We start from the raw sequence: 12,449 nt of genomic DNA, 5'->3' as shown, positions 1-12,449 counted from the left end.
TGAAATGAAGCCACCATTCATCTGTCATAAATGTAAAAAAAGAATAGCGAGAAAGAAAGATCTTATTACCTCTACATCGTATTTCCGCTTTTATTTATTTCACAACACTTGTTTCAAAAATCAGCAATTATTTATCTCACGTTTTATTCCTATAAATACACTCTTTGGTTTCTTTCTTATTATATATGGGCTTATTGCTGGTAGCATTCTAATGTTCACGGAGCCATCTATCGTTTGGCTTATTTTTTTGCTTCCTATTTTATATCGGTTTCTTTCCTATTATCACGTTGAACGTTTTTTCTCTAAATAACTAGTAGACTGACCTCTAGGAATGCTTAAACACTCCCATTCATTTTCTTTTAACATTTTACCAATGTAGATAATTTGACCAATATGTAAAGCATAATGAGAAATTTGCCTTTCGATCGCCTGCATTACAGTGTGTGCTTCTCCGCGAATGTATACTTTCTGTAAAATCTGCTCTGGCGTTAAAGTATCCATTGCTTTAAAAACATACTCCCACCCTTCTTTCCACGCAGTAAGAGCTTCTTGTTTTGAATTGTAGCCTCCCTCAAATTCAACATCTCGATTACGATTTGCTTTTTCACCATCAGACGTTAAAAAATCCGTCCATCTTGAACGCATATTACCATGTAAATGCTTAATAATAATCGCAATACTATTCGTCTCTTCATGAGAAGACCACATGATTTGTTCATAAGATAATTGAGAAAGCACTCGTTCTCCTTGTTTTTGTGTTGCTTTGAAATTCGAAATTGTACATTGTAAATATTCTCGTCCAATATCCAAATTAACCCCTACCTTCACACTAACTAATTTTCGTTCCATTTGGCAGTTCCATATTCGGTTGAAGTAAAACAACATCCCCGGTTTCAGGAACACCGCCAAGTACAAGCACTTCCGATTTAAATCCTGCCACACGCTTCGGTGGGAAATTCACAACAGCAACCACTTGTTGACCGATTAAATCTTCTGGATTGTATCTTTTCGTAATTTGAGCACTTGATTGCTTAACCCCTAACTCTCCAAAATCAATCTCTAACTTAATTGCAGGAACCCTTGCTTCTTTAAATTCATCCGCCTTTCTTACCGTCCCAATACGCAAATCAAAAGTTAAAAAATCTTCAAAACTAGCCATTTTATCAATCCTCCCAATTACTACTTAGACAAAACATAAAAATCCCCTTCAAAAAAAGAAAGGCGCCTAGGCACCTTTCTTTTGTAACTCACTTGATTCATTTGATTTATAGAAGAAGAAACCGAGAACCCCGCCAATACATGCTGGGATTAACCATCCTATTCCTTCTTTATATAATGGTAACATTTGTAGTACATTTGAAATTGCGTCAATTTTTATATTCGCACTTTCTAAGCCATTAAATAAACTAATCGACAATGCACCTAATATTGCACCAATATAAATTGTATTACGCTTTCCAATCCATTTATGGAAATACGAAAGTACGATTAATACAATTGCAACTGGATAAATGATCATTAACACTGGTAAAGTTACTGCGATTAATTGTGTCAATCCTAAGTTAGCTACAATTAAACTAAATACACATACTATTGTTACAATCGTTTTATGCGAAAATTTCGGGAATAAGTTTGTAAAGAACCCTGCACATGCAGATGTTAATCCAACCGAAGTTGTTAAACAGGCAAGTGTAATAACAAGTCCTAATAAAATTTTCCCACTCGTTCCATATAACTCATTTACAACATTCGTTAAAATAAGACCACCGTTCTCTGAAACACCAAGTGATGTACTTGTTGAACCTAGATAAGCAAGTGATAAGTAAATTAACGTCAAACCTAGTACAGCAATAATTCCTGATACAATTGTTATTTTTGCGATTTGTCCGCTCTCTTTTATTCCTTTTGCGCGAATAACTTGTACAACAACAATTCCAAATACAAGAGCACTAATTGCATCCATCGTTAAATACCCTTGAATAAACCCACCAAAGAAAGCATTCTCTTTATATGCAGCTAATGGCGCAGACGGTGCTCCAATCGGATCAATAATTGCCTTTCCGACAATAACAGCAACAATTAATACTAACAATGGTGTTAGAAACTTTCCAAACCAATCGACTAATTTAGATGGATTTAATGATAAATACCACGTTATTCCGAAGAAGACTATAGTGTAAAGAAATAGCATGTACCATTCTGAAACCATTGCCTCTGATAAAAACGGCTTCATTCCCATTTCAAATGAAACAGCTCCAGTACGCGGGATCGCAAAGAATGGTCCAATTGCTAAATAACTAATCAGTGGGAAAATAAACGCGAATATAGGGTGAACTCTAGAAGATAGCGCTTTCAAGTCCCCCTCTACAAACGCGACAGCTGTTACAGCTAATAGGGGTAATCCGACTCCCGTTACAAGGAATCCAATTGTAGCAACCCAAACATTCTCTCCTGCTTGTTGACCTAAAACTGGTGGGAAAATTAAATTTCCTGCTCCTAAAAATAATGCAAATAGCATTAAACCAATTGCTACAGTATCACCTGGCCTTAATCGTCCCTTCATTTCTTTAATTTGCATAGCACTTTTTCATTGTTTATCTATATTTTCACAATATGCTATGCATCCTCCTCTCTGCTCATGATGATAAAATATACCCCTTACAAAGCAATGTCTTTCTCCATAATTTCTCCATTCCCCTTTTTATTACTCTAATTAATAAATTTTTGATTTTTTAGAAAATTTAAATCACTAGAGTATTATAACGCGGAGTTTAGTTGTCAGACCTCTTTGCTTTTATCACACATATAGTAACATATTTAATTGAAAAATAAAAACATATTTTTAAATAGAATTTTTTGAAAATCAAAATTATCCACATGTATCTCCTATATTTATTCTATTACACAAATATTTTAAGAGATTTATGATTCGTTCACTTTATTACATTGGGATATTTTTATATATAACGAAGTAAAAGCCATCCCAAAAATAAGATGGCTTTTACATGTTACTCTATAGTTTCAACTTCACGTGGATTATTCATCTCTTCAACATACACAACTCTAAATCCATGATCTTCTAAATCCTTTAGCAATGTTTCTAATTCACTATCTTCAAACTCTTCTCCCAATGTAAACATAATTCTACGTACTAATAAAGCATCATTATCAAAAGTCATTAAGCTTTGAATACCAGTGTATTTCTTTAGCACTGTCGATAATTTTTGAATGGCCCCATTATAATCTTGTGTTCCAATCATGACAGAATATTTACTAGAATGGACTCCCCATGCATCTTCTAATAGTTCAAAAACTTTTTTATGAGTCAAAATACCAAGGAAGACCCCTTTTTCATCAACTACTGATAAATACGGTAGTTTTTTAATTGTAAAAAATACTTTAAAGAAGGAAGAGTCTTCTCTCACGTACCCATTTTTATTGTTCAATAATTGTAATACATTATCTTCAAGTGAACCTTTATATTCTAAAATATCTACTTTGTATACATTCCCTAAAAACTTCTCTTTTTTTTCATCTAAAACTGGTACACAACGATACCCCGTTTTATTTAAATGCTCCAGCGCTTCCCCTATCGTAATTGAACTTGAGCAGAACAAAACTTCCCTCTTTGGCACATAATTCCCTTTAATCCTCATAAAAAAGCCTCCTTATGCTAAAATACTTTCTGTGCCATAACTATATTATATTTTCAGAAAAAAATAAATATATTATTTTATTTTTCTGAAAATTATTCATTTTTCCGTCATAATTTATTCATTAATCATACACTTGTTTAATCTCAGTATAGTATATTCTCTCTAACTTACTTCGAGAAAAATATATTGTAACTTCCTCCAAAAAAAGCTAAAATAAGAATAAGAATTTTCTGAATATTCTAAGAGTAGGTGATTGTATGTCCTTATTGCGCTCACATATATGTAAATTTATAGTTGGTGTTTTTATTATTTTTGTCATAAGCCCTATTCCAGCATTATTTCTTACACATAATAACTCTTACTTAACTGGTTTTATAAGCATTTTTCATAACTTCGCACAACTTTCTTCCATTTCAATTCCAAGAATTGATTGGATGCATGAACCTATCCTTTTCTCAGCAAATCAGATTATACATACACAAAATATGATCCATACTTCTAGCCATTCGTCACCACTATTCCCCTACATATGGGAAATATATTTTTTATCAATCGTTCGTTTCACATTCACTCTTGTAATCGGTTTCTTTATTAGTTTAGGGATCGGTCATCTATTTTTAAAAACACCGAGATCAGTTAGAAAGTGCACTTCTTTATTACGCTGGATACCATATTCTTTTAGTACTGTGATATTACAATGTTCAGTACTATTACTACTACTCTACATCGCGAAATTCATAAAGGTTCCTTTTTTCTCATCTTTTATCATCGTGTGTAGTACTTCCATGATAATCGTTATGCAAGCAATAAAAAAATGGCTTCCTTTCTTAAATAATACAAATGAATACGAAATAAAAAATTCAGCTTTCCTTGTTGATACGTTATTTATGGCGCTTACTTTCAATCATAAATCTATTCTAAGTTCCATTATTCTTTCATTCGTTTTTATGGAATGTGTTTTTCACGCAAACGGACTCTTACAATTTATCGTTCAATTTGGTGGAAATGCACCTATAGTTGTCGCAATTGGTTTATTACTTCTTTACATCCCATATAGCGTCTTATCTTTTCTCCAAACACTATGGACAACAAACTACAATAAACAGCAAACATACACTTTAACAAGAAGTATTTCAAAACCATAACGTAGAATAACCGTCTACTTTAAATTAAAAGTAGACGGTTATTCCTTTTATATAGCGGACAAAATAACAGCAAATTAAAAAACTACTATAGAAACCTACCAATATTTACCCATTTTCTTTGACTAATCTTTTCATTTGGATTTATTATAAAAGTATAACATAATTGCAGGAGGTGACATCTTTATTCCAACTTAGGAGTAAAGAATACACTTGGACATATTAAATATTTTTCTCATCTTTATACTTATCCTTATTTCTGGCTTTTTCGTTGCATCAGAATTCGCTGTTGTAAAAGTAAGAAAAAGTCGAATTGACCAGCTTGCAAATGAAGGTAATAAGCAGGCATTAGCTGCAAGAAGCGTCTTATCTAACTTAGACGTTTATTTATCCGCTTGTCAGCTTGGCATTACTATCACCTCTTTAGGACTTGGTTGGCTTGGTGAACCAACTGTGGAGCATTTATTACGACCACTATTTGAAAAAATCAATATTACTGGAACGATGGCTAACACGTTATCCTTTATTATTGCTTTTAGTATTATTACTTTTTTCCATGTTGTATTAGGAGAATTGGTTCCTAAGTCTTTCGCAATCCAAAAAGCAGAGGCGATCACATTAAAATTTGCAAAACCGCTTATTTTGTTTGATAAAATTATGTATCCATTCATTTGGTCACTGAATAGTTCAGCTGTATTTTTCACAAAATTATTCGGTTTAGAACCTGCGAAAGAAAATGAACTTGCTCATTCCGAAGAAGAACTACGACTCATTTTAGGTGAAAGCTATAAAAGCGGCGAAATTAATCAAACCGAATATAAATATGTAAATAATATTTTTGAATTTGATGATCGTGTTGCTAAAGAAATTATGGTACCTAGAACTGAAATAGTTTGTTTATCTACTGAAAATACGTTAGAAGAAAATATGGAAATCGTTGCAACTGAAAAGTATACACGTTATCCTATTATTGAAAAGGATAAAGATGATATTATCGGAATGATAAATACGAAAGAGATTTTTCACAATCAAACAAAAGGCATTTACAAACCACTTGATGCCTACATACATCCTGTTTTAACTGTATTTGAAACAGTTCCCATTCGTAAAACGTTAATACACCTCCAAAAGAACCGCGTACAAATGGCGATTGTTATGGATGAATACGGTGGAACTGCTGGCCTTTTAACGATGGAGGATATTCTTGAAGAAATTATCGGAGAAATTCAAGATGAATTTGACGCAGACGAATCACCAATGATTGAAAAACGTACTCCTAAGCTTACTGTTTTAGACGGGAAAGTACTCATTTCTGAAGTAAATGATATGTTCGGCCTACATATCGACGATAGTGATTTAGATACAATTGGTGGTTGGCTTCTCTCTCAATCAATTGATTTAAATATTGAGGCTGGCTATTCAGTTGAATATGCTGGTTTTCAATTTAAAGCATTAGAACTTGATGGGCATCAAATAAAAAAAATTGCTGTACATAAATTAGATACTACAAAGGAGTTATAAAGTGACTGTTTTACTAACAATTTGTATCATTGCTTGTTTCATTGTTTCATTTCTTGCCTTTATATACCCCATTATCCCTGGCATCCTTGCCGTATGGGCTGGCTATTTCATTTATCACTTTGGAATAAATGGCGGAGAGTTAACGACATCTTTTTGGATTATTCAAGTCATTTTTACACTCTTTATTTTCGTTGCTGACTTTATAGCAAATGGATACTTCCTAAAAAAATACGGAAGTACAAAATCGGGTGAACGTGTCGGCATGATTTCTATCATTGTCGGATCGTTCTTCTTCCCGCCATTTGGTCTTATTATCATACCGTTCTTATCTGTATTTATTACGGAACTAATGCATAAAAAGGCGCCAAAAGACGCCTTTTTAGTCGGAATTGCAACTGTAGTCGGTTTTTTAAGTAGTACAGTAGCCAAAGCCATTCTCCAAATCATTATGATTATTTTCTTTGTATGCTATATCATTTTTTAGCCATCCCTATTTCGGGATGGTTTTTTAATATGAAATACCTACTCGACTTTTCTCGTATAAGCTTTTATCACGTAAACTCCATGTAAAATGAGCTGTATCACCAACTGTGATTTTCGATCCATCTGTAGGCAACATATCTTTTTCAGTTCGATATACACCTGTTACATCACCATCTATTAAATGCGTTGGACACACAACAGTCCAACATAGTTTACTATTTTCCAGCGCTACATAAGCAGCTAAGTGATCTTCCGCAGCTGTTGTCATTTTTCTTTTCGATTCTTTTGATTGGAAACGATATATACTGGGGTTTGTTCGCGCTTGTAAAATACCAGCCGTTCCTATTGTAACTATTTTCTTAATCCCCTCTTCTTCCATACACTTTATTATATTCGGCAAACTCTTAGCTAAAGTCCCATTCCGATCCGTTCCAAGAGCACTAATTACAATATCACATTCTTCCAACGCTTCCTTTATATCATTTCCGTTTAACACATTTCCCTCTATAATATGTAACCTTTCATGCTCTATTTTTACTTTGCTCAAATCACGAACTAATACCGTCACTTCATATGAATCATGTAATGCCAATTTCATAATGTGTGACCCTACTCTACCTGTCGCTCCTAATATACATACTTTCATTTACTTTCTCCTTTCAGTTCTTTCTCTCTATTTTTCAGCAAAACTTACAAATATACAACAAAAAAGCTCCCTCATATATGTGAGGAAGCTCTATTATCCATTTATTTCTTTTCTTTTGAATCAGAAGACTTCTCTGTTCCACTTGTTTCTTTATCTTTTTTTTCATCTTGCTGCGAAGTTGTGTCATCCTCTTTCTTTTTATCCTCACCTTTACTACAACCTACCATTAATAAAGAACTTGCAAGTGCCATAGCAGTTAATGACTTAACCCATTTGTTCATTTGCGTTTCCTCCCTTTGATAGAATATGTACAACCCTATATTACTCTTTATTTTTAAAGGAAAGATTTAAAAACAGTAAAGATATGGTAAACCTTTGTAAATTTACCGATAACAAAACTGTTTTTTCTCAATTCTTCTATCTAACCCTTTCATTAGACGTAAAAAAACTAAGGCGCCTTTCATTCCGCCTTAGTTTTTCATGCGAATTTCTCATTTTCATATACATGTTTAATCTTATATTCCTTCTTCATAACATATTGCCAAACACTATAAGCATAACGATTCATTTTCACAAAACAATTTTCCAAAAAAGAACGAAACTCTGGGTTCGCAACTTCCACTGCCACTTGAGCAAACTTTAATGCCAATCGTTTCAAATGTGAAATATAGCAAATAGCAATCCCGATATCCCCTGGATATTCATTATCTGTTTCCCTATCTATTTCAATAAAATCAGGCCACATTGGTTCACAAGTTATATGTTGTATATTTTCGCCTTCTTGAAAATTCACTTGTTCATTATATGCCTGCAACATATATGGTACATGGTGCTGTAATATATCCTTTAATTCTTCATCTCGAACCATGCCCGTATACTCTCCAACTTTATATATAAGAGTGTAACTATATGTCATCAATTCTTTCATACAATCCATTAAAAAGCCTCCCTTCCTATTTTCATCTCTCTACTATAAATATGATGCTATGACATTCGCTATTCTTGCTAGAAACCAATCCCACATACTAATTTTCTCAAAGTCTGCTTCAGAAAATCGTTTAGATTTATGAAAGTCTTCCCCTAGTCGGCTCCATACTTCTGCTACTACTTTCTTATCATAAATAAAGCAGTTAGATTCAGTATTTAAATAAAAACTTCTATTATCAAAGTTTGCTGTACCAACGTCAACAATTTCATCATCAATAATTGTTACTTTCCCGTGAAAAAATCCATTTCGATATTGATAGATTTCTGCCCCTGCCATAAGCATTTCTTTTAAATGCGGATAAGCTGCTTGTTTCAGCATTACAGCATCACTCTTAAACGGGACGAGAATTTTCACACGAACACCTCGATTTAATGTATCTTTTAGCCCCTGCATCATTTCTTTACTCGGTACAAAATATGGTGTAGCGATTATTAAGGAATGTTTTGCCTTCTTTAATAGTCCCCCATATTCCTGCCATAAACCTTTTCCATTCGAAAATACGTATTGATATTTTACATTTCCTTGTACAGGTAAACCATGATGTATAGGAAACTTTTCTCCCGTATCTTCCTGCCAATCTTCCGCAAATTTCCGTTCCATATCAGCAGCTCCATCCCCTTCGATGCGTACATGATAATCACGCCACGGACCAAATTTAGGATCCTGTCCAAGATACTCCTTGCCGATATTAAAACCACCGATGTACGATACTTTCCCATCTATAGTAACAATGCGTCTGTGATTGCGTTGATGCAAAGAAAAAAATAAATTTTTAAATTTAGGTTTTTTACTGAATGTAAACTTCACGCCTTTTTCTTTTAATTGACTAATTATCTTTTTCTTAAGCTTATATCCACCTATCCGGTCTACTGACAATTTCACATCTACACCACTAGATGCTTTTTTCTCTAATAACCGTAAGAACTCTCGGCTTACTTCATCCTTACCTACAATATAAAAATGAATATATATGTACTTTTCTGCGCGATTTATATCATTAAATAAATTCCTATATAACTCATCACCGTTCGTATATAGTTGAACATCCCCTGATCGAATTTTTTCTAATTCATAACCGCTAACCATTTTTTTCCCCATTTCCATATCGATGTTCATCCATATGAATACACCTATCAAGCAAAGTATTACAATAAAAAAGTGCTTCATGGATAAGTTCCTTTCTCCACATACTGTTATTCCTATATCTTTCCTTTTTTAAAACATTATCATACAAAAAATATGTCACTACATGATATACGTCCATATCAAACAAGAGCTCATTTGCATATTGTATGTTGTATCTTAAAATAAAAGGAGGAAATAACAATGGGCTTCGCACATGGTAATGGATTTGCGCTACTAGTTGTATTATTTATCCTCTTAATTATCGTTGGTGCTGCTTGCTTCTGCTAAGCAGTTATTGTAATACGATATGCGGATGAAAAAACTATAAAAGCGGACACCTATTTTTAGGTGTCCGCTTTTCATTTCAAAATTTTTTTCGTCTATTGCTGAAATATTAAACGCAAAGAAAAAGTATTTATCATCAAAAAGTTAGCAGTTTAGCTACTTTCTTACTCTCTGCCTTACGAATATGGCGCTGTTCTGCACGTAACACAGCAATCCGATGTAATTCTTTCTCCTCTTCTGTTTCTGGGATAACACGCGGTACAGGAACTGGATTATTCTCCTTACTCAGTGCAACAAAAGTAACAAATGAAGTTGCCGCTACACGTTTTTCACCTGAAATTAAATCTTCTGCTACTACTTTCACAAATATCTCCATAGAAGTTCTTCCCGTCCAAATTACGAAAGATTCATAACTAACACAATCTGAAGAACGTACTGGGTGTAAGAAATCTACCCAATCCATAGACGCTGTGACACATTCCATTCTCGAGTGTCTCGTTGCTGAAATTGAAGCAACCATATCCATCTCCGCCAATATCTTTCCACCAAATAGCGTGTTATGATCATTTAAATCTGTTGGAAATACTCGACTCGTTTTAAACACTCTTGATTCGTTAGCTGTTTTACCCTTTACTTCAGTCATTGTTATCACCCCTTTAATTATTTATCCCTAATATCCCAATATACACTACACCTCATGAACTACACGTTTAATATTAACAATTTTTAGAACTTTTAGTCCACAAAAAAGAACCGACTTTATCAATCGGCTCCTCTAAATACATATTGTTCTTTCGGCTGTTCAATTTTATTCCATTTCGTTACTTCTAACACTGGAATATTCGCATGAAACGGCTGATAAAATTCAGTTGAAATTTCTCCCTCTACCTGAATCCAATCATCATTTTTCCACTCTACACCTTCTGGTTTTTTAACTAACATACCATATACACCCGAATCCGCAACACAATGTATAATGCCGAAACGGAATAAGAAATATTGTTCCTTTTTAGAAGAATCATCTCGGAAAACAAATCCTTTATAAGACAGGGTTTTACCAGTAAATTCACCAGGATAATTATAAATTGTCTCCATACCCTTTAAGAAATCTTCATCTCTTAAAGCGATATTGTCTTTCGTAACAAACTCTTTCTTCCCTTTTTCCATTACACCACGATATCCTTCTTTCCCGTAATAAATACTCGTATCCGGTCTTAAAAATTGTCTTGTCATAAATGGATCTTTACTTTCCGCTTGTGCAACAGGAAAGTGGAACCCCTTCGCCTTAACAATGTCCGAATCTAATGTTGCAATCGGGAAAAATAATCCTGAAATAATTGGAAAACAGAACAATGTATAAGAAAACGTTCGTTTCCACCATGTATTTTCATCTTTCGAATGATCATGCCCGCAATGGCTATGATCACAACTACAATCATGTTTCTCTTTTTCCTTTTGATGCTCTTTCTGGAAAACGATAATAATTTGTACAATCGTTAAGAAACCTAAAATAATAGCTGCCGTTTTTGATAAATAGGCATACTTCATATTTATATACTTCGTAATGTTACCGGAAATATGAAGCTGTCCAATTAAAATTGTGAAACCTAGTAATATATATGCTCGAAACATAACCTACCACCCCATCGCATAAATGAGTAGTGAGCTTGCATAAACAACAAGTGTAACCGTAACCGTCACGACAATTACAAATCTTGTTTTAAATGTCGCAAGCATCATAAACATATTTTTAATATCCACCATCGGTCCATAAACGAGGAACGCAACAAGTGACGCTGTTGAAAATGTACTTTGGAATGAAGAAGCAATAAATGCATCCGCTTCTGAACAAAGTGATAAAATAAAAGCAAGTCCCATCATAACAGCTGATGAAGAAAACGGTCCTTGTCCAATAGCAAGAAGAGTTGAAGTTTGTACGAACGTTTGAACTGCAGCAGCAATTAACGCACCTAACACTAAATATTTCCCCATTGAGAAGAACTCCTCAACAGCGTGTGTACATACATCCCACATTTTTTTACGTAACGGACGCTTATGATTCACTTCTGGGAAGTGATCATCTCTTAATTGATGTTCTTTAAACATAAATGATAATATAATACCAACGATAATGGCTACGATAATCGCTACAATAGAACGATACCATACCATGTGCATACTACTTCCAAAGGCAACATATGTTGCAAATAATACAACTGGATTAATAATTGGTCCAGTTAGCATAAATGCAATTCCAGCATATGGTGGAACGCCTTTTCCAATTAATCTTCTTACAATCGGAACAATTCCACATTCACACCCAGGAAACATCATTCCTAAAAAAGTGGCTAATAGAACAGACAGAAATCGATTCTTAGGCATCCACTTTGCCACCATATCTTCTGTCACAAACATTTGAATAAATCCTGAAATAAATACACCAATTAGCACAAACGGAAGTGCTTCGATTAATATTGAGATAAAGATTGTATTCATTTGCAGGAATGCTTTCGGTAATTGAAACAATTCCATGATGTATTTCCTCCAACTTTTCATTAACAATATGTAATTTTAACTCTATTTTATTATTTGAACAAGAGTTA

At 33.8% G+C, this 12,449-nt stretch carries 16 protein-coding genes; 5 read left to right on the top strand and 11 right to left on the bottom strand.

The window, feature by feature from the left end; genetic code table 11:
• Positions 1 to 4 precede the first annotated feature (4 nt).
• Positions 5 to 310: a permease gene (locus FT637_RS30105; protein WP_227493953.1), complete on the top strand. Its 306-nt coding sequence runs from the start codon at positions 5 to 7 to the stop codon at positions 308 to 310.
• Here the strand turns inward: FT637_RS30105 and FT637_RS25305 are convergent.
• From FT637_RS25305 to cbpA, 4 genes are all read right to left on the bottom strand, one after another.
• The gene (locus tag FT637_RS25305) at positions 283 to 849 is read right to left on the bottom strand and encodes a DUF1572 domain-containing protein (protein WP_193648640.1); all 567 of its coding nucleotides are present in this window, start codon (positions 847 to 849) and stop codon (positions 283 to 285) included. The genes FT637_RS30105 and FT637_RS25305 overlap by 28 nt on opposite strands.
• Complete coding sequence (gene csaA / locus FT637_RS25300; RefSeq protein ID WP_193648639.1) at positions 830 to 1,159, bottom strand: chaperone CsaA; 330 nt, start codon at positions 1,157 to 1,159, stop codon at positions 830 to 832. Before csaA ends, FT637_RS25305 begins: the two co-directional genes overlap by 20 nt.
• 66 nt (positions 1,160 to 1,225) lie before the next feature.
• Complete coding sequence (gene brnQ4, locus FT637_RS25295) at positions 1,226 to 2,563, bottom strand: branched-chain amino acid transport system II carrier protein BrnQ4 (protein WP_413773247.1); 1,338 nt, start codon at positions 2,561 to 2,563, stop codon at positions 1,226 to 1,228.
• 445 nt (positions 2,564 to 3,008) lie between these two features.
• On the bottom strand, positions 3,009 to 3,656 hold the full coding sequence (cbpA, locus tag FT637_RS25290) for a cyclic di-AMP binding protein CbpA (RefSeq protein ID WP_193648637.1): 648 nt from the start codon (positions 3,654 to 3,656) through the stop codon (positions 3,009 to 3,011).
• A gap of 257 nt (positions 3,657 to 3,913) precedes the next feature.
• Here cbpA and FT637_RS25285 point away from each other — a divergent pair, with 257 nt between their 5' ends.
• From FT637_RS25285 to FT637_RS25275, 3 genes are all read left to right on the top strand, one after another.
• Positions 3,914 to 4,801 carry a hypothetical protein gene (locus tag FT637_RS25285; protein ID WP_193648636.1) on the top strand — a complete coding sequence of 296 codons (888 nt, stop codon included), beginning with the start codon at positions 3,914 to 3,916 and terminating at the stop codon, positions 4,799 to 4,801.
• Between the two features lie 210 nt (positions 4,802 to 5,011).
• Positions 5,012 to 6,319, top strand: coding sequence for a hemolysin family protein (locus FT637_RS25280; RefSeq protein WP_193648635.1), 1,308 nt, complete (start codon positions 5,012 to 5,014; stop codon positions 6,317 to 6,319).
• Between the two features lies 1 nt (position 6,320).
• Positions 6,321 to 6,803 carry a DUF456 domain-containing protein gene (locus FT637_RS25275; protein WP_193648634.1) on the top strand — a complete coding sequence of 161 codons (483 nt, stop codon included), beginning with the start codon at positions 6,321 to 6,323 and terminating at the stop codon, positions 6,801 to 6,803.
• Between the two features lie 24 nt (positions 6,804 to 6,827).
• Here the strand turns inward: FT637_RS25275 and FT637_RS25270 are convergent, their stop codons facing one another.
• From FT637_RS25270 to cls, 4 genes are all read right to left on the bottom strand, one after another.
• Entirely contained in the window at positions 6,828 to 7,448 is a 621-nt protein-coding gene (locus FT637_RS25270) for an NAD(P)-dependent oxidoreductase (protein ID WP_193648633.1), read from the bottom strand.
• Between the two features lie 101 nt (positions 7,449 to 7,549).
• Complete coding sequence (locus tag FT637_RS25265; protein ID WP_001045959.1) at positions 7,550 to 7,729, bottom strand: hypothetical protein; 180 nt, start codon at positions 7,727 to 7,729, stop codon at positions 7,550 to 7,552.
• Positions 7,730 to 7,926: 197 nt separating this feature from the next.
• Positions 7,927 to 8,385: a spore coat protein gene (locus FT637_RS25260; RefSeq protein ID WP_193648632.1), complete on the bottom strand. Its 459-nt coding sequence runs from the start codon at positions 8,383 to 8,385 to the stop codon at positions 7,927 to 7,929.
• A 33-nt stretch (positions 8,386 to 8,418) separates the two neighbouring features.
• Positions 8,419 to 9,603 (bottom strand): cardiolipin synthase, encoded by a 1,185-nt coding sequence (gene cls, locus FT637_RS25255; RefSeq protein ID WP_193648631.1) that lies wholly within the window; start codon positions 9,601 to 9,603, stop codon positions 8,419 to 8,421.
• Positions 9,604 to 9,762: 159 nt separating this feature from the next.
• Here cls and FT637_RS25250 point away from each other — a divergent pair, with 159 nt between their 5' ends.
• Entirely contained in the window at positions 9,763 to 9,849 is an 87-nt protein-coding gene (locus tag FT637_RS25250) for a YjcZ family sporulation protein (protein WP_000505094.1), read from the top strand.
• 133 nt (positions 9,850 to 9,982) lie between these two features.
• Here FT637_RS25250 and FT637_RS25245 read toward each other — a convergent pair whose 3' ends face one another.
• The 3 genes from FT637_RS25245 to FT637_RS25235 form a co-directional block, all read right to left on the bottom strand.
• Complete coding sequence (locus FT637_RS25245; RefSeq protein ID WP_128854926.1) at positions 9,983 to 10,489, bottom strand: acyl-CoA thioesterase; 507 nt, start codon at positions 10,487 to 10,489, stop codon at positions 9,983 to 9,985.
• A gap of 119 nt (positions 10,490 to 10,608) precedes the next feature.
• Positions 10,609 to 11,478 carry a TIGR03943 family putative permease subunit gene (locus FT637_RS25240; RefSeq protein ID WP_193648630.1) on the bottom strand — a complete coding sequence of 290 codons (870 nt, stop codon included), beginning with the start codon at positions 11,476 to 11,478 and terminating at the stop codon, positions 10,609 to 10,611.
• 3 nt (positions 11,479 to 11,481) lie between these two features.
• The gene (locus tag FT637_RS25235; protein WP_193648629.1) at positions 11,482 to 12,378 is read right to left on the bottom strand and encodes a permease; all 897 of its coding nucleotides are present in this window, start codon (positions 12,376 to 12,378) and stop codon (positions 11,482 to 11,484) included.
• Positions 12,379 to 12,449 lie beyond the last annotated feature (71 nt).

The organism is Bacillus cereus, from assembly GCF_015071065.1.
GTDB classification, from domain to species: domain Bacteria; phylum Bacillota; class Bacilli; order Bacillales; family Bacillaceae_G; genus Bacillus_A; species Bacillus_A cereus_BA.
This window is presented reverse-complemented; position numbering and strand designations above follow the sequence as displayed.

Excerpts from the sequence above, each read along its gene's own strand:
- FT637_RS30105 (WP_227493953.1), top strand. The coding sequence starts at position 5 with ATGAAGCCACCATTCATCTGTCATAAATGTAAAAAAAGAATAGCGAGA.
- FT637_RS25305 (WP_193648640.1), bottom strand. The coding sequence starts at position 849 with ATGGAACGAAAATTAGTTAGTGTGAAGGTAGGGGTTAATTTGGATATT.
- csaA (WP_193648639.1), bottom strand. The coding sequence starts at position 1,159 with ATGGCTAGTTTTGAAGATTTTTTAACTTTTGATTTGCGTATTGGGACG.
- brnQ4 (WP_413773247.1), bottom strand. The coding sequence starts at position 2,563 with ATGAAGGGACGATTAAGGCCAGGTGATACTGTAGCAATTGGTTTAATG.
- cbpA (WP_193648637.1), bottom strand. The coding sequence starts at position 3,656 with ATGAGGATTAAAGGGAATTATGTGCCAAAGAGGGAAGTTTTGTTCTGC.
- FT637_RS25285 (WP_193648636.1), top strand. The coding sequence starts at position 3,914 with ATGTCCTTATTGCGCTCACATATATGTAAATTTATAGTTGGTGTTTTT.
- FT637_RS25270 (WP_193648633.1), bottom strand. The coding sequence starts at position 7,448 with ATGAAAGTATGTATATTAGGAGCGACAGGTAGAGTAGGGTCACACATT.
- FT637_RS25265 (WP_001045959.1), bottom strand. The coding sequence starts at position 7,729 with ATGAACAAATGGGTTAAGTCATTAACTGCTATGGCACTTGCAAGTTCT.
- FT637_RS25260 (WP_193648632.1), bottom strand. The coding sequence starts at position 8,385 with ATGGATTGTATGAAAGAATTGATGACATATAGTTACACTCTTATATAT.
- cls (WP_193648631.1), bottom strand. The coding sequence starts at position 9,603 with ATGAAGCACTTTTTTATTGTAATACTTTGCTTGATAGGTGTATTCATA.
- FT637_RS25250 (WP_000505094.1), top strand. The coding sequence starts at position 9,763 with ATGGGCTTCGCACATGGTAATGGATTTGCGCTACTAGTTGTATTATTT.
- FT637_RS25245 (WP_128854926.1), bottom strand. The coding sequence starts at position 10,489 with ATGACTGAAGTAAAGGGTAAAACAGCTAACGAATCAAGAGTGTTTAAA.
- FT637_RS25240 (WP_193648630.1), bottom strand. The coding sequence starts at position 11,478 with ATGTTTCGAGCATATATATTACTAGGTTTCACAATTTTAATTGGACAG.
- FT637_RS25235 (WP_193648629.1), bottom strand. The coding sequence starts at position 12,378 with ATGGAATTGTTTCAATTACCGAAAGCATTCCTGCAAATGAATACAATC.